The 15,564-nt window shown below is 65.5% G+C and carries 14 protein-coding genes; 6 read left to right on the top strand and 8 right to left on the bottom strand.

Going from position 1 to position 15,564, the window contains the following annotated elements; translation table 11 throughout:
* Positions 1–24: 24 nt before the first annotated feature.
* From XI05_RS35775 to XI05_RS35765, 3 genes are all read left to right on the top strand, one after another.
* The gene (locus XI05_RS35775; protein WP_271510493.1) at positions 25–1,248 is read left to right on the top strand and encodes a divergent polysaccharide deacetylase family protein; all 1,224 of its coding nucleotides are present in this window, start codon (positions 25–27) and stop codon (positions 1,246–1,248) included.
* A gap of 75 nt (positions 1,249–1,323) precedes the next feature.
* Positions 1,324–1,830 (top strand): RNA pyrophosphohydrolase, encoded by a 507-nt coding sequence (locus XI05_RS35770; RefSeq protein WP_172788820.1) that lies wholly within the window; start codon positions 1,324–1,326, stop codon positions 1,828–1,830.
* Positions 1,831–1,936: 106 nt separating this feature from the next.
* On the top strand, positions 1,937–2,437 hold the full coding sequence (locus XI05_RS35765; protein ID WP_271510492.1) for an RNA pyrophosphohydrolase: 501 nt from the start codon (positions 1,937–1,939) through the stop codon (positions 2,435–2,437).
* Positions 2,438–2,551: 114 nt separating this feature from the next.
* Here the strand turns inward: XI05_RS35765 and XI05_RS35760 are convergent, their stop codons facing one another.
* The 6 genes from XI05_RS35760 to XI05_RS35735 form a co-directional block, all read right to left on the bottom strand.
* Entirely contained in the window at positions 2,552–4,246 is a 1,695-nt protein-coding gene (locus tag XI05_RS35760) for an adenylate/guanylate cyclase domain-containing protein (RefSeq protein WP_271510491.1), read from the bottom strand.
* 164 nt (positions 4,247–4,410) lie between these two features.
* Positions 4,411–4,818: a F0F1 ATP synthase subunit epsilon gene (locus XI05_RS35755; protein ID WP_271510489.1), complete on the bottom strand. Its 408-nt coding sequence runs from the start codon at positions 4,816–4,818 to the stop codon at positions 4,411–4,413.
* A gap of 85 nt (positions 4,819–4,903) precedes the next feature.
* Positions 4,904–6,346, bottom strand: a complete 1,443-nt coding sequence (atpD, locus tag XI05_RS35750) for a F0F1 ATP synthase subunit beta (RefSeq protein ID WP_172788824.1) — start codon at positions 6,344–6,346, stop codon at positions 4,904–4,906.
* A gap of 34 nt (positions 6,347–6,380) precedes the next feature.
* Complete coding sequence (locus XI05_RS35745; RefSeq protein WP_271510488.1) at positions 6,381–7,256, bottom strand: F0F1 ATP synthase subunit gamma; 876 nt, start codon at positions 7,254–7,256, stop codon at positions 6,381–6,383.
* A gap of 176 nt (positions 7,257–7,432) precedes the next feature.
* Complete coding sequence (gene atpA, locus XI05_RS35740; protein WP_172788826.1) at positions 7,433–8,962, bottom strand: F0F1 ATP synthase subunit alpha; 1,530 nt, start codon at positions 8,960–8,962, stop codon at positions 7,433–7,435.
* Positions 8,962–9,522 (bottom strand): F0F1 ATP synthase subunit delta, encoded by a 561-nt coding sequence (locus XI05_RS35735; protein ID WP_271510486.1) that lies wholly within the window; start codon positions 9,520–9,522, stop codon positions 8,962–8,964. The genes atpA and XI05_RS35735 overlap by 1 nt, the downstream gene beginning before the upstream one ends.
* A gap of 658 nt (positions 9,523–10,180) precedes the next feature.
* Here XI05_RS35735 and XI05_RS35730 point away from each other — a divergent pair.
* Positions 10,181–10,678 (top strand): septal ring lytic transglycosylase RlpA family protein, encoded by a 498-nt coding sequence (locus tag XI05_RS35730; RefSeq protein ID WP_172788828.1) that lies wholly within the window; start codon positions 10,181–10,183, stop codon positions 10,676–10,678.
* Between the two features lie 207 nt (positions 10,679–10,885).
* Here XI05_RS35730 and XI05_RS35725 read toward each other — a convergent pair whose 3' ends face one another.
* Positions 10,886–13,090 carry a primosomal protein N' gene (locus tag XI05_RS35725; protein ID WP_271510484.1) on the bottom strand — a complete coding sequence of 735 codons (2,205 nt, stop codon included), beginning with the start codon at positions 13,088–13,090 and terminating at the stop codon, positions 10,886–10,888.
* A 112-nt stretch (positions 13,091–13,202) separates the two neighbouring features.
* Between XI05_RS35725 and XI05_RS35720 the strand changes: the two genes are divergently transcribed.
* Positions 13,203–14,168: a tyrosine recombinase XerC gene (locus tag XI05_RS35720; protein WP_271510482.1), complete on the top strand. Its 966-nt coding sequence runs from the start codon at positions 13,203–13,205 to the stop codon at positions 14,166–14,168.
* 101 nt (positions 14,169–14,269) lie between these two features.
* The gene (locus XI05_RS35715; protein ID WP_172788832.1) at positions 14,270–14,857 is read left to right on the top strand and encodes a DUF4337 domain-containing protein; all 588 of its coding nucleotides are present in this window, start codon (positions 14,270–14,272) and stop codon (positions 14,855–14,857) included.
* Between the two features lie 175 nt (positions 14,858–15,032).
* Here the strand turns inward: XI05_RS35715 and XI05_RS35710 are convergent, their stop codons facing one another.
* The gene (locus XI05_RS35710) at positions 15,033–15,563 is read right to left on the bottom strand and encodes a hypothetical protein (protein WP_271510480.1); all 531 of its coding nucleotides are present in this window, start codon (positions 15,561–15,563) and stop codon (positions 15,033–15,035) included.
* Position 15,564: the final 1 nt, after the last annotated feature.

The raw sequence follows: 15,564 nt of genomic DNA, 5'->3' as shown, positions 1-15,564 counted from the left end.
GGCACGAGTGATTCGGGATCGCGCATGACTGAGACGGCCGACGATCTGAGCGCCCCGCTCGGACAGGACAAGCCGCGCCGGAAACGCCGGCTGCGGCTGCCGTTCACCGCCCTGCAGCTGCTGGCCGTCCTGCTCGGCCTGTTCCTGATTACCTTTGCCGGCTTCGCCATCTTCAACAAGGATCCGCTCGGCGGCGAGCCGATGGCCAGGCTCGCGATCCGCGCTCCCGGTGCCACGGACGAGAAGCCGGCCGCGTCCGGCCACGGCGCAGAAAGCAAGCCGGACGCCAAGCACGAGACCAAGGAAGCGCCGAAGCAGGCCGCGCCCGGCGAGCAGAAGACCATCACCATGATCGACGGCTCCACCGGCGCCCGCCACGACGTGGTGATCGGCGCAGGCGATGCTGCCGACAAGGGCGAGGCCGCATCCGGCCCGCCGCCCGTCATGGCCGGGATCAATCCGAAGCTGCTGGAGAAATCACGCTACGGCATGATCCCGGTGGTGGCCGACGGGCTGAGGCCGTTCACCGTCTATGCGGCCGATGCCGACCGTGCCAAGGCTGCCAAGATGCCTGTGGTCGCGATCGTGATCGGCGGCCTCGGCGTCGGCGCCGCAAAAACCACCGATGCCATCATGAAGCTGCCGCCGGCGGTAACGCTGGCCTTCACGCCCTACGGATCCGATCCCGGCAAGCTCGCCGAGCGGGCGCGGGCGCAGCGCCACGAGATCTTTCTCCAGATCCCGATGGAGCCCTACGACTTCCCCGACAACGATCCGGGGCCGCAGACGCTGCTGACCTCGCTCAGCCCCGACCAGAACATGGACCGCCTGTACTGGCACCTCAGCCGGATGCAGGGCTATGCCGGCCTCACCAATTTCATGGGCGCCCGCTTCATCGCGACGGAGCCGGCGATGCAGCCGATCATCCGCGAGGCGGCCAAGCGCGGCCTCGGCTTCTTCGACGACGGCTCCTCGCCCCGCAGCATCGCGCCCCAGGCGACGGCCAACCAGGCCGTGCCGTTCGGCAAGGGCGATATCGCCATCGATGCGGTGCCGACGGCGACCGAGATCGACCGCGCCCTCAACAAGCTGGAATCGACGGCGCGCGAGCGCGGCATCGCCGTCGGCACGGCCTCCGCCCTGCCCGTCTCGATCGAGCGCATCAGCGCCTGGACCAAGACCTTGGGCGAGCGAGGTATCCTTTTGGTGCCATTGACAACCGCGATGCTGAAATCAAAATCCAGCTAAATCAACGAATTGGTTCGGCACGGGTCTCGCGGGGCCGGCATGCCTTCCAAAAAAGCAGACAAGAGGTCTGGCGGAATGGCGCGTTACGAGGATCTGCCCTACCGGACCTGTGTCGGTGTGATGCTGATCAATCCAAAGGGACTGGTGTTCATCGGCCGCCGCGCCGGCGGTATCGAGCATGTCGACGATACCCATGTCTGGCAGATGCCGCAGGGCGGGGTCGATCCCGGCGAGGACACCTGGGAAGCGGCCAAGCGCGAGCTCTACGAGGAGACCAGCGTGCGCTCGGTCGAGCGGCTCGGCGAGGTCCCGGACTGGCTCACTTACGACATCCCGCGCACGGTCGCGGGGCGCGCCTGGAAGGGCCGCTACCGCGGCCAGCGCCAGAAATGGTACGCGGTGCGCTTCACCGGCAAGGACAGCGAGATCAACGTCGCGAATCCCGGCGGCGGCGGCCACAAGGCCGAATTCGTGAGCTGGCGCTGGGAGTCGATGAAGAATCTCCCTGAGCTGATCATTCCGTTCAAGCGCCCGGTCTACGAGCGCGTGGTGCAGGAATTTTCCGCGCTGGCGGAGGGGTGATCCTTATGGTCGTCCCGGGGCGATGCGCAGCATCGAACCCGGGACCTCGAGATTCCGGGTTCGATGCTACGCATCGCCCCGGAATGACGACGAGAGATATTTGCAAGTGACGAATCAAAAACCCTATCGCCCCAATGTCGGCATCGCCCTGTTCAACGCTGACGGCCATGTGCTGATCGGCCATCGCTTCGAGGGCGACGGGCCCGAGATCATCCTGCCGGGGCTCGACTGGCAGATGCCGCAGGGCGGTGTCGACGAGGGCGAGAACCTGCGCGACGCGGCGCTGCGCGAGCTCTGGGAGGAGACCAACGTCGTCAGCGCCGACTATCTCGGCGAGACTGACTGGTTCACCTATGAATTCCCGCCTTACGACGGACCTCAGACGCATCGCCTCGCAAAGTTTCGCGGCCAGCGCCAGAAATGGTTCGCGCTGCGCTTCACCGGCCACGACGACGAGATCGATCCTCTGACGCCGCGCAACGGCCAGCCCGCTGAGTTCGACGCCTGGCGCTGGGAGCGCCTCGACCGTGTCGCCGACCTCGTGGTGCCGTTCCGCCGCGAGGTCTACCGCGCGGTGGCGCGAGAGTTTGCGCACCTCGCGAGCTGAACTTTCGAAAACAACCCCATGCACAGTAGAGCTGGGGTTGAAATCGTTAGGTTATTTTGCCGGCGTGGACGCGTAAAGGGGCACCTCTGCCAGCGCACCGATCGGACATCATCGCTAATTGATCGGGCCGACCATGAATGGGCCGATGGCGATGACGTGGCAGTCGCTGTCGCGCTTGGCGCAGTCGGCGAGCGCGGAATTGACGGCGGTCTGCTCGTCGGCGGCTTTGAGGCCGAGGCCGGCGCGGCCGGACGTGCCGACGGCGACGGCGTTCCAGCCCGTGGCGTCACCGAGCTTGCGGACGACCTCGCCGCGCGCTTCGGCCACGATCGAGGAATTGGAGGCGGCGTTGAAGAAGCCGGTGATCCTGAACAGCGTCGGGATCGGCACGACGAAATTGTCGTCGATCGCAACGACCATGCAGGGCACGCCGGCGATTGCGCCGCACGATTCCAGCGAGCGCTTCGCCGCGTCGTCGGCGGATGATGCGCCCAGCACCATGAAATATTGCCCGCCCGGGCTGAGTGCCACCGAGCGCGATTTCGCCGCCGGCACGAAGATGTTCTCGAGCCGGACCTTTTGCGGCTCGCGCACGATCGGAAAATCCTTCGAGGCGAACGGCCGCTCGATCATCGCATCATGCCTGACATAGGGCGGCGGCGGCATCGGCGGCTTGCCGTGCGTGTACACGACGGTGTCGCCGACCGCATAGAGCTCGCAGCGCCGCGGCGATTGCGCGGCGTCGGCGCGCTTCTGGCACTGCTCGAGCGCCATATTGCGCGCGGCTTCCTCGCTTGCCTGGTTCAGCGCTGAGCCGGTGAAGCCGCCGACATTGAGCGCGAAGGCCTTGTAATCGCCGGAGCTCGCATAATCGCCAGCGAGGAAGCTGCGCACGCGCTCGTGGATGAAGGGCACGCTGTCGGCGGAGAGCTTGCCTGACATCGGCGATGCCGATGGTGAGGGCGCAGGCATCGGCGCCATCGCGGCGCTGGCACTTGACGGCGCCATCGGCGCCTTGGCCATCTGTGTCGGCATCGGGCTCGGTGCTGCAGCAGCCGCGGTCGGAGTCGCGCTTGGCATTGCACTCGGCACTAAGCTCGGCGTTGCGCTCGGTGTCGACGCGGGCGGCGCCGCGGCACTCGCGGTCTGCTTGAGCTTGGTGTTGTAGAGAAAGCCGGTGACGACGATGGCGACGATCGAGACGACGGCGACCACCAGCGGCCACATCCACACCGGTGCCGCGGCCACCTTGGAAGCCGCCGTCTTCAGCTGCGGCTTGGCATAGCTGCCGTCCTCGCGCCGCATCGCCACCAGATAGGCGTGCACCGGTGTCGGGATGTTCTTGACCTCCTGCGCGCCGATATCGGCGAACTGCACCGACAGCTTGTTGGCGACCTGCTCATGCACCGCGCGGGAGACGCAGATGCCGCCGACCTCGGCGAGGCCCTCCAGGCGCGCGGCGATGTTGACGCCGTCGCCCAACAGATCGCCGTCGCGTTCGACGACGTCGCCGATGGTGATGCCGATGCGGAACGACATCTGCCGGCTCGGCGGATAGGCCATGTTGCGGGTTCGCAAGCTTTCCTGGATGTCGATCGCGCAGCGCACCGCATCCACCGCGCTCGGAAATTCCGCGAGCACGGCATCACCCGCCGTGTTGAAGATGCGCCCCCCGGCCTTGGCGATGAAATCGTCGACGACATCGCGATAGGAGGCGAGACGCCGCAGCGTCTCCTCTTCGTCTTCCGCGACCAGCCTCGAATACCCGGCAATATCGGCTGCGAAAATCGCTGCGATCTTGCGTTTCATCTGCCACCGGCCCCCGGAACAAATCCGCGGGGCGCAGAATGCCGCCATCTCCGGCGCGGTGCAACAAAGTTTCAGCGCCCGCCACGGTCGTGGCGAGCGCTGAACCTGTTCAGGATTCCTTTGCGGGAATACCTTATCCGAGCCCCGGAGCGATGCCCCGGGGCTTAGTGCATAGCCGTGGAGTTGAGCTGGTGCTGGATGCTCTTGAAGTGGTCGAGCCGCTCGATGGCCTGATCGAGCTCGGAGCCCTCGTGCTCCTTCAGGTTCTCTTCCATCTCCGCGATCGTTTCGGCGAACTGGGCGCGGTCCAGCTCGTCCAGCGAGGTCGCGACGTCGGCGAGCACGGTCAGGCCCTTTTCGGAGATTTCGGCGAGGCCGCCGAGCACGATGACCTTCTCGTGCCTGCCGCCGGTGGTGATGGTGAGAATGCCGGGCCGGATCGCAGCCACGACCGGCGCATGCCCCGCCAGCACGCCGAAGTCACCCTCGACGCCGGGAATGTCGACCTGGTCGACCTCGCCCGAGAAGGCGAGCTTTTCCGGAGAGACGAGATCGAAATGGAAGGTGGCCATGAGAAACCTGCGAGTAGCGAGTGGCGATAGCGAGTGGCGGTCGGGAGCAGCTTCTATTCGCTACTCCCCATTCGCCATTCGCGCCTTAGGCGGCTTCCGCCGCCAGCTTCTTGCCCTTCTCGACCGCCTCTTCGATGGTGCCGACCATGTAGAAGGCGGCTTCCGGCAGGTGGTCGTACTTACCGTCCACCAGGCCCTTGAAGCCCTTGATGGTGTCGGCGAGGTCGACGAACTTGCCCGGCGAGCCCGTGAAGATTTCGGCGACGTGGAACGGCTGCGACAGGAAGCGCTCGATCTTGCGGGCGCGGGCCACCGTCAGCTTGTCCTCTTCCGAAAGCTCGTCCATGCCGAGAATGGCGATGATGTCCTGGAGCGACTTGTAGCGCTGCAGCACCTGCTGGACCTGACGGGCGACGGCGTAGTGCTCCTCGCCGACGACGAGCGGGGAGAGCATTCGCGAGGTCGAGTCGAGCGGGTCCACCGCCGGATAGATGCCCTTTTCCGAGATCGCGCGCGACAGCACCGTGGTGGCGTCCAAGTGCGCGAATGAGGTCGCGGGCGCCGGGTCGGTCAAGTCGTCGGCCGGCACGTAGATGGCCTGCACCGAGGTGATCGAACCCTTCTGCGTGGTGGTGATGCGCTCCTGCAGCGCGCCCATATCGGTCGCGAGCGTCGGCTGATAACCCACCGCCGAAGGAATACGGCCGAGCAGCGCCGACACTTCCGAACCCGCTTGCGTGAAGCGGAAGATGTTGTCGACGAAGAACAGCACGTCCTGGCCCTGGTCGCGGAAGTGCTCGGCGACAGTCAGGCCGGTCAGGCCGACGCGGGCGCGAGCGCCCGGCGGCTCGTTCATCTGACCGAACACCAGAGCGCACTTCGACTTCACACTCGGATCCGGATTGTGCGGATCGGCGTTGACCTTGGACTCGATGAACTCGTGATAGAGGTCGTTGCCCTCGCGGGTACGCTCGCCGACGCCGGCGAACACGGAGTAACCGCCGTGCGCCTTCGCGACGTTGTTGATCAGCTCCTGAATCAGCACGGTCTTGCCGACGCCGGCGCCGCCGAACAGGCCGATCTTGCCGCCCTTCGCATACGGAGCGAGCAGATCGACGACCTTGATGCCGGTGACGAGAATTTCGGCTTCGGTCGACTGGTCGGTATAGGTCGGCGCTTCCTGGTGGATGGCGCGGATGCCTTCCGACTTGATCGGGCCGGCCTCGTCGATCGGCTCGCCGATGACGTTCATGATGCGGCCGAGCGTACCGTCACCCACGGGAACCGAGATCGGCTGACCGGTGTCGGTCACTTCCTGGCCGCGCACCAGACCTTCGGTGGCGTCCATCGCGATGGTGCGGACGGTCGACTCGCCGAGATGCTGCGCGACTTCCAGCACCAGGCGGTTGTTGCCGTTCTTGGTCTCCAGCGAGTTGAGAATGGCCGGCAGGTGGCCTTCGAACTGCACGTCGACGACGGCGCCCATGACCTGGGTAACGCGACCGATCTGTGTGGCTGCTGTAGCCATTTACTGTCTCCTTCGATCCGAATTTCGTGTCCGGTCAGACTGCTTCTGCGCCGGAGATGATTTCGATGAGTTCCTTGGTGATCTGAGCCTGACGCGTGCGGTTGTAGACCAGCGTCTGCTTGCGGATCATTTCGCCGGCGTTGCGGGTGGCGTTGTCCATCGCCGACATCTGCGCGCCGTAGAACGAAGCGTTGTTCTCGAGCAGGGCGCGGAAGATCTGCACCGCGAGATTGCGCGGCAACAGGCGCGTGAGGATCTCGTCCTCCTCCGGCTCATATTCGTAGGAGGTCGCGCTGGCGTTCGCACCGCCTTCCTCGACGACCAGCGGGATGATCTGCTGGGCAGTCGGGACCTGTGCGATCACCGACTTGAACTGCGAGTAGAACAGCGTGCAGACGTCAAACTCGCCGGCGTCGAAACGGGCCAGCACCTTCTTGGCGATGTCCTCGGCATTGACGAAGCCGAGCTGGCGGACGCTGCGCAGGTCCATGTGCTCGACGATCTGCTTGTCGAACAGGCGGCGGAGCTGCTCGTAGCCCTTGCGGCCGACGCAGAAGAACTTCACTTCCTTGCCCTGCGCGATCAGCGCCAGGGCGCGCTCGCGGGCCAGGCGCACGATCGAGGAGTTGAAGGCGCCGGACAGGCCGCGCTCGCCGGTGCAGACCAGCAGCAGGTGAACCTGATCGCGGCCGGTGCCGGCCAGCAGCGCCGGCGCGCCGGGCGAGCCCGCCGCGGCGCTGGCGATGTTGGAGATCACCGCGCTCATCTTTTCGGCATAGGGACGCGCGGCTTCCGCCGCGGTCTGCGCGCGGCGCAGCTTGGAGGCCGCGACCATCTGCATGGCCTTGGTGATCTTTTGCGTCGCCTTGGTGGAGGCGATGCGGACGCGCATGTCTTTAAGTGACGCCATTCTTCGTTCACCCCGGCGGTTCGATCCTAACGATCAAGCCGCTAGCCTATCCCAGTCGTCATGCCCGGGCTTGTCCCGGGCATCCACGTGCCACCTCTCACGTCAATAGACGTGGATGGCCGGAGCTTCAGTTGCGAAGACGCGCTTCGCGCTTCAGCCCGGCCATGACGGCACTCTTAAGCGAAGCTCTTCGCAAAGCCTTCGACCACCGACTTCAGCTTGCCGGCGGTGTCGTCGGAGAGGTCGCGGCTGTCGCGGATCGAGTTGAGGATGTCGGCGTGCTTGCCGCGCAGCAGCGAGAGCAGGCCGTCCTCGAACGCGCGCACCTTGTTGAGCGGGAGCGGATCGAGATAGCCGTTGGTGCCGGCCCAGATCACGCAGACCTGCTCTTCCATCTTCAGCGGCGAGAACTGCGGCTGCTTCAACAGCTCGGTGAGGCGCGAACCGCGGTTGAGCAGGCGCTGGGTCGAAGCGTCGAGGTCGGAGCCGAACTGCGCGAACGCCGCCATTTCGCGGTACTGCGCGAGCTCACCCTTGATCTTGCCGGCGACCTTCTTGGTGGCCTTGGTCTGCGCCGACGAACCCACGCGCGACACCGACAGACCGACGTTCACGGCAGGACGGATGCCCTGGAAGAACAGGTCGGTTTCCAGGAAGATCTGGCCGTCGGTGATCGAGATGACGTTGGTCGGGATGTAGGCCGACACGTCGTTGGCCTGGGTTTCGATGACCGGCAGCGCCGTCAGCGAGCCCGAGCCCTGGTCCTTGTTCAGCTTCGCCGCACGCTCGAGCAGGCGGGAGTGCAGATAGAACACGTCGCCCGGATAGGCTTCGCGGCCCGGCGGGCGGCGCAGCAGCAGCGACATCTGGCGGTAGGCGACGGCCTGCTTGGACAGGTCGTCATAGATGATGACCGCGTGCATGCCGTTGTCGCGGAAGTACTCGCCCATGGTGCAGCCGGTGAACGGCGCGATGTACTGCATCGGCGCCGGATCGGAGGCGGTGGCGGCGACGACGATCGAATATTCGAGCGCGCCCTGCTCTTCCAGCACCTTCACGAACTGCGCGACGGTCGAACGCTTCTGGCCGACCGCGACGTAGACGCAGTACAGCTTGATGTTCTCGTCCGGCTGCGCGTTGAGCGGCTTCTGGTTCAGGATGGTGTCGAGCGCGATCGCGGTCTTGCCGGTCTGGCGGTCGCCGATGATCAGCTCGCGCTGGCCGCGGCCGATCGGGATCAGGGCGTCGATCGCCTTGAGGCCGGTCGCCATCGGCTCGTTCACCGACTTGCGCGGAATGATGCCGGGCGCCTTGACGTCGACGCGCATGCGCTTGTCGGCCTGGATCGGGCCCTTGCCGTCGATCGGATTGCCGAGCGCGTCGACGACGCGGCCGAGCAGACCCTTGCCGACCGGCGCGTCCACGATGGCGCGGGTGCGCTTGACGGTCTGGCCTTCCTTGATCTCGCGGTCGGCACCGAAAATAACGACACCGACGTTGTCGGTCTCGAGGTTCAGCGCCATGCCGCGGGTGCCGTTCTCGAACTCGACCATTTCACCGGCCTGGACGTTGTCCAGACCGTAGACGCGGGCGATACCGTCGCCGACGGACAGCACCTGTCCGACTTCGGAGACTTCAGCTTCCTGGCCGAAATTCTTGATCTGGTCCTTGAGGATCGCGGAAATTTCCGCGGCGCGGATGTCCATCAGCCTGCCTCTTTCATCGCGTGCTTGATCGAATTGAGTTTGGTGCGAAGCGAGCCATCGACCATGCGGCTGCCCAGCTTGACGACGAGGCCACCGATGATCGAGGGATCAATCTTCACGTTCAGCGCGACATCCTTGCCGGTCACCGATTTCAGGGCGACCTTGAGGGCATCGAGATTCTTGTCCGAGAGCGCTTCCGCCACGGTGACGTCGGCCGTCGTCTCGCCCTTGAACTTGGCGACGAGCGCGCGGTAGGCGCGGATGACGTCGGCCACCGCGAACAGGCGGCGGTTGGCCGTCAGCACTTTCAGGAAGTTGGCGGCGATGCCGGCGATGCCCGCCTTGTCCAGCACGGCCGAGAGGGCTCTGGACTGGGCGTCGGCCGCGAACACCGGGCTACGGACGAGGCGCTTCAGATCGGCGCTCTCGCTCAGCAGGGCCTCGAATTTGTCGAGATCGGCTTTGACCGCGTCGACCAAATTCTGGTCGCGGGCCAGTTCAAACAAGGCCGTTGCATAACGGCCGGACACACCGGAAACGGACGTATCTTCTGCAGCCACAGACGCGCTCTTTTTGCTGTCAAACTCGCAAGGGAAAAACCGTCGCCACGAAGCGGCGCCTAGCGATCCAAGCCCTTGGAATTCAAGCGGGACTTCGATTTTCGACCAGCACGGGAGGTGCCGGGCTCGTTAAAATCGCGGCTTTGCTAACATAGCAGGCGCGCAGGTGCAACATGACGCCAAATTAAAGGCATGAGGTTCTGTCGCCAGTTCGTCGCAGCCGCGCGACACACATCGCGCGCCGAGGGGCGGCCGAGGCGGCGGCCTCCCAGCTCACGGAAATTGGCGCCGGCCCTGCCGCCGAGCCTCCATTGGTTCCTGCCCCTAGCGCATAGCCGCCATGAACACGGATCGCTGAGGCGTGAATCCGCCCCAGCGAGTTCCACGCGCCGAATACTTATTGAATTCTAAACGCTGGCGGCGATGACTTCGCTTTACAGTATTCGTGAGTAATCTGGAGGTTAATAAATCGTTAAAGCCGAAGATTACGGAACATCGGCCGAATATCGTGCGGCGGTAACAAGATATTTCATGACGACACATACCGGATTTACTGCCCAATTCACGCCTCATTAGGAATCGAAACGCCAACCCGCTCACAAACTGATGGGGGCTCCACTTGCCACAAATGTGGCAATACTAGCTTAGGGACCATTAAATGCTGTCTTTGAAGACGCTGGGCTTTGTGACCCGGCCGCGTACGGCGATTGCTTTCGTCGCCGCAACTCTGATCGTCGGTGGAACTGCCACCGAAGCTTCCGCCAAATCCCGGCATCACCGGCATCACCACCGCCACCACGCCCAGACCGAAGCCAATGCGACCTCCGATTGGCGCAATGCCAATGCGTCGATGACGCCGACCTCCGGCACGGGCCACAGCTTCTCCGGAGTGGCCTCCTATTACGGCAACGAATCCGGCAGCCGGACCGCCTCGGGCCAGCGCTTCAACCAGAACGCCATGACCGCAGCGCACCGTTCGCTGCCGTTCGGCACCAAGCTGCGCGTCACCCACCGCGGCCAGAGCGTGATCGTCACCATCAACGACCGCGGCCCGTTCATTCGCGGCCGTGTCCTCGACCTCTCCACGGGTGCAGCCCGCGCCATCGGCCTCACCGGTGCCGGCGTCGGCCGCGTCACCGCGGAAGTCGTCTCCTAAACGCGACGAGCGCCCGAGCGAACGCGCAGTTTTCATCAGTTTTCTGCGCACGAGAAACAAGCCCGCGGTCTTGGGGGACCGCGGGCTTTTTTGTTTGCTGTCGTCATTGCGAGCGCAGCGAAGCAATCCAGAATCTTTCCGCGGAAAGACTCTGGATTGCTTCGTCGCAAGGGCTCCTCGCAATGACGAGGGAGAGTCGGGCAGCCACTACAAAAAGCTCTGCGGATCGACGTCCACTTCCAGCTTCAGATTGCCTGTCGGCTTTGGGCAGACCGCGAGCCAGTTGCGCAAATAGTCCGACAGGTCGAAACCGCGCGCCGATTTCACCAGGATGCGGAAGCGGTAGCGGCCCTTGATGACGGCGAGCGGCGCTTCGGCGGGGCCGAGCACGACGACGCGCTCGTCGCGCGGCGCGAGCGCGACGAGCTTGCGGCCAAAGCCTTCAGCGGCCGGGCGGTCGCCGGCGGAGATGATCAGGCTGGCGAGCCGGCCGAACGGCGGATACAGCGTCTTCTCGCGCAGCTCGATCTCGCTGTCGTAGAAGGCCTCGCGGTCGCAGGCGATCAAGGCCCGCATCACTGGATGATCGGGCTGGTGGGTCTGCAGATAACCGACGCCGCGGCCCTGCTCGCGGCCGGCGCGGCCGATCACCTGGTTGAGCAATTGCCAGGTCCGCTCCGCCGCGCGCGGATCGCCGTTGGAGAGGCCAAGATCGGCATCGACCACGCCGACCAGATTGAGCCGCGGGAAGTTGTGGCCTTTCGCCACGAGCTGCGTGCCGATGATGATGTCGACGCGGCCTTCGGCAATCTCATTCAGCTCGCTGCGCATCGTCTCGATCGAGGTGATGAGATCGCTCGACAGCACCATGGTGCGCGCGTCCGGGAACAGCGCGGCCGCCTCCTCCTGCAGGCGCTCGACCCCGGGGCCGACCGCAACCAGCGATTCCTCGGCCGAGCAGTGCGGGCAGATATGCGGGCGCGGCATCGAGAAGCCGCAATGGTGGCAGACCAGGCGCTGGCGAAAGCGGTGATCGACCAGCCAGGCATCGCAGATGGTGCAGGCGAAGCGATGGCCGCAGGCACGGCACAAGGTCAGCGGCGCATAGCCGCGGCGATTGAGGAAGAGCAGCGCCTGCTCGCGCCGCTCGATCGCGGTCCTGATCTCGCCGGCAAGCCGCGGCGAGATGAAGCGACCGCGCGCGGGCGGCTCGCGGCGCAGGTCGATGGCCTCGATATGCGGCATGTGCTGGCCGCCGAAGCGCGAGGGCAGCGCGATGCGCTGATAGCGGTTCTTGCGCGCGTTGACCTCGGACTCCACCGACGGCGTCGCGGAGGCCAGCACGACCGGGATTTTTGCGATATGCCCGCGCACCACCGCCATGTCGCGGGCGTGGTAATGCACGCCGTCGTCCTGCTTGTAGGCCTGGTCGTGCTCCTCATCGACGACGATGAGGCCGAGATTGGCGTAAGGGAGAAACAGCGCCGAGCGCGCGCCGACCACGACCGGCGCCGAACCTTCGGAGATCGCAGCCCAATTGCGCGCGCGGGTGCGCGGCGTCAGCTCCGAATGCCATTCGATCGGCCGCACGCCAAAACGCTGCGCGAAACGGTCGAGGAACTGGCCGGTGAGCGCGATCTCCGGCATCAGGATCAGCGCCTGCTTGCCGCGGCGGATCACCTCGGCGACGGCCTCGAAATAGACCTCGGTCTTGCCCGAGCCGGTGACGCCATCGAGCAGAGCGACATGGAAGGTGCCGTTGGCCGCGAGCGCGCGCATCGCATCCACGCCGACACGCTGCAGCGGCGAAAAATCCGGCCGGCCGAATTCCGGATCGGGCGCCGGCGGTGGAGGCGGCGGCGGCATCGGCTCCACCGTGAGCGTGCCTTCATCGACGAGGCCGTCGATCACGCCCGCGGAGACGCCGGCCTCCCTGGCCGCCTCGGACTTGCCGTGCAGCAGCCGGTCCGACAGCACCGCTATCACGCGCGCCCGCGCCGGCGTCAGACGCTTCGGAGGATCGCCGGTCAGGCGCACGCCGGCGCGCACCCGCTCCGGGCCGAGATTGTCGCCCATGCGCAGGCACATGCGCAGCACCATGCCGCGCGGGCTCAGCGTGTAATTGGCGACCCAGTCCACCACCGAGCGCAGCTCCGGCTTGAGCGGCGGAATGTCGAGCTTCTCGCTGACCTCCTTGAGGCGGTTGTGCAGGCGCGGATCGGGATTGGCGTTCTCGCCCCAGACCACGGCCAGCACCTCGCGCGGACCGAGCGGCACGCTGAGGAGATCGCCCGCCTTCAGCTCCATGCCGCGCGGCACCTTGTAGGAATAGGTCTGGTCGAGCGCGACCGGCACCAGCACGTCGACCATGCGGGTGGCGGGGGCGGTGTTGTTGCGCGGCGATTGGTCCATGAGCTGAGAATCGGAACCTTGAGGCCTTCAGGCTAGCGCCGCGCGGCGGCCTTAGCGAACAGTAAACTGGTGTGATGCGATATACTGTGCGGAATCACCACGTCCAGAGTGCATGAGCAAAGCGGCCGCCCCACACATCGAGCTCGCCAGCGCCGATCCCTCGATCGCGCAGGAGATGGCGCGCTGGCTGGCGCATCTCGGCGCCGAGCGGCGGCTGTCGCCGAAGACGCTGGAGGCCTATGGCCGCGACTTGCGGCAGTGCCTGGATTTCCTCAGCAATCATTGGGGCGAGCGCGTCACGCTCGAGCGCTTCGCGGCGCTGGAGGCGACCGATGTGCGCGCCTTCATGGCGATGCGCCGGGCCGACGACATTGCCGGCCGCAGCCTGATGCGTGCGCTGGCGGGCCTGCGTTCGTTCGGACGTTTCTTGGAGCGCGAGGGCAAAGGCAAGGTCGGCGCGTTGTCGGCGATCCGCGCGCCCAAGGTCGCAAAGAGCCTGCCGAAGCCGCTGCCGATGGCATCGGCCAAACGTCTCGCCGATGCCGACGAGCGCGCCGGCGAGGAACGCGAGACCTGGATTCTGGCGCGCGATGCCGCGGTGATGGCCCTGCTCTACGGATCGGGGCTGCGCATCTCCGAAGCGCTCTCCCTGAAGCGCCGTGAGGTGCCGCGTCCCGGCGAAGGCGACGTGCTGATCGTCACCGGCAAGGGCAACAAGACCCGCATGGTGCCGGTGCTGCAGAACGTGCTGGAGCTGGTGCAGGAATACGTTTCGATGTGCCCCTATCCGCTGCCGGCGGAAGGGCCGATCTTCGTCGGCGCACGCGGCGGTCCCTTGAGCCCGCGCATCATCCAGCTCGCGATGGAGCGGCTGCGCGGTGCGCTTGGGCTGCCCGACAGCGCCACGCCGCACGCGCTCCGCCATTCCTTCGCGACGCATCTGCTCTCGCGCGGCGGGGACTTGCGCGCCATCCAGGAATTGCTCGGCCATTCCTCGCTCTCAACCACACAGGTCTATACCGGCATCGATTCCGAGCGGCTGCTCGAAGTGTATGCGAGCGCGCATCCGCGGCGCTGAAGTGCCGCTGAAATCTGACATGAAGCTGTCACAGCAGTCAGGCCTCTTGCGCAGGCCGCGCGGTTCGGTCAATCGTTGCGGAACCGACCAAGAGGGGAATCATGAGCGCACATGAAAGCATGGAACATGCCGAGCACGCCGAACACGCGTCCGGCTCGAACAAGAAGATCGCCCTTCTGATCGCCGTGCTGGCGCTTTTCCTTGCGATCTCGGAGACGCTCGGCAAGGGGGCCCAGACCGAATCGATCAGCAAGAACGTCGAGGCCGCCAATCTCTGGGCGTTCTTCCAGGCCAAGAGCATCCGCCGCACCGTGGTGGTGACCGCCGCCGAGCAGGGCAAGCTGACGCTGGCCGCCGCGGACGAGGCGCAGAAGCCCGCCGTGCAGAAGCAGATCGAGGATTGGACCAAGACCGCGCAGCGCTACCGCTCCGAGCCCGAGACCGGTGAAGGCACCGAGCAGCTTGCGGAGAAGGCCAAGCACGCCGAGCACGACCGCGACGAGGCGACCGCGAAATACCACCATTTCGAGCTGGCCTCGGCCGCCTTCCAGATCGGCATCGTGCTGGCCTCGGCCACCATCATCACCGGCATGTTCGCGCTCGCCTATGTCGGCGGCGTGCTGACGATCGCCGGCCTGATCATGACCGCACTCGGCCTGTGGTGGCCGCATCTGCTGCATTTGCATTGAGGTGTTGAGGCAGCAATTGTAGCCGCACCGACAAGTGTCATGCCCCGCGAAGGCGGGGCATCCAGTACGCCGCGGCTTCTCGGTTCAATCATTGACGTCTCTGGAATACTGGATTGCCCGCCTTCGCGGTCAATGACCGAATATGTGGGGACAATATCGAACAAGCGGCGTGCAGCTACCGCGCCTGGTGCACGCTCTTCCTGAAACGCTGGATCATACGCAACGTGCGGGACGACCAGCCCTCGCCGTCGCCGGCGATCAATTCGCGGATGCGGCGCTTGATCGGGTCGACCAGCGCGGCGGCCTTGGCGCGGATCTTTAGCACCAGCCCGTAGATCCGCTCGAACCAGCGCATCTCCAGAAGCTTGGCGCGCGTGACGTCGAACACGAAGGCGGTAACGCCGACGCCGATGAGCTTCGCGAACACGATCGTGAAGACGGCGCTGGTCCAGTATTCATGCGCGAGCAGCCACAGGCCGACCAGCTTGAGCGGAAACAGCGGGATGATGGGGACCGCGAACACGATCAGCGTCATGGCCGGCGACAGCGCATCGACGCGCTCCGTCAGCCATTGCTTGAAGCGCGCAAGCGGGACGGCCGCGACGACCTTGGCGACGATCGGCTCGAGATGGTCCCACAGCCAGGCCTCGATCAGGAAGACGATCGCAAGCAGGACCCAGACCGGTTGAAGAAGGCGGCGCAGCATG

It is taken from the genome of Bradyrhizobium sp. CCBAU 11357 (assembly GCF_028128865.1).
In the GTDB taxonomy this organism is placed as follows: Bacteria; Pseudomonadota; Alphaproteobacteria; order Rhizobiales; family Xanthobacteraceae; genus Bradyrhizobium.
The sequence above is the reverse complement of the archived record's forward strand: the minus strand, read 5'-3'. Positions and strand labels throughout refer to the sequence as shown.

Coding starts and splice junctions, on each gene's coding strand:
- XI05_RS35775 (WP_271510493.1), top strand. CDS start 25: ATGACTGAGACGGCCGACGATCTGAGCGCCCCGCTCGGACAGGACAAG.
- XI05_RS35770 (WP_172788820.1), top strand. CDS start 1,324: ATGGCGCGTTACGAGGATCTGCCCTACCGGACCTGTGTCGGTGTGATG.
- XI05_RS35760 (WP_271510491.1), bottom strand. CDS start 4,246: ATGAAACGCAAGATCGCAGCGATTTTCGCAGCCGATATTGCCGGGTAT.
- XI05_RS35755 (WP_271510489.1), bottom strand. CDS start 4,818: ATGGCCACCTTCCATTTCGATCTCGTCTCTCCGGAAAAGCTCGCCTTC.
- atpD (WP_172788824.1), bottom strand. CDS start 6,346: ATGGCTACAGCAGCCACACAGATCGGTCGCGTTACCCAGGTCATGGGC.
- XI05_RS35745 (WP_271510488.1), bottom strand. CDS start 7,256: ATGGCGTCACTTAAAGACATGCGCGTCCGCATCGCCTCCACCAAGGCG.
- atpA (WP_172788826.1), bottom strand. CDS start 8,962: ATGGACATCCGCGCCGCGGAAATTTCCGCGATCCTCAAGGACCAGATC.
- XI05_RS35730 (WP_172788828.1), top strand. CDS start 10,181: ATGCTGTCTTTGAAGACGCTGGGCTTTGTGACCCGGCCGCGTACGGCG.
- XI05_RS35725 (WP_271510484.1), bottom strand. CDS start 13,090: ATGGACCAATCGCCGCGCAACAACACCGCCCCCGCCACCCGCATGGTC.
- XI05_RS35720 (WP_271510482.1), top strand. CDS start 13,203: ATGAGCAAAGCGGCCGCCCCACACATCGAGCTCGCCAGCGCCGATCCC.
- XI05_RS35715 (WP_172788832.1), top strand. CDS start 14,270: ATGAGCGCACATGAAAGCATGGAACATGCCGAGCACGCCGAACACGCG.
- XI05_RS35710 (WP_271510480.1), bottom strand. CDS start 15,563: ATGCTGCGCCGCCTTCTTCAACCGGTCTGGGTCCTGCTTGCGATCGTC.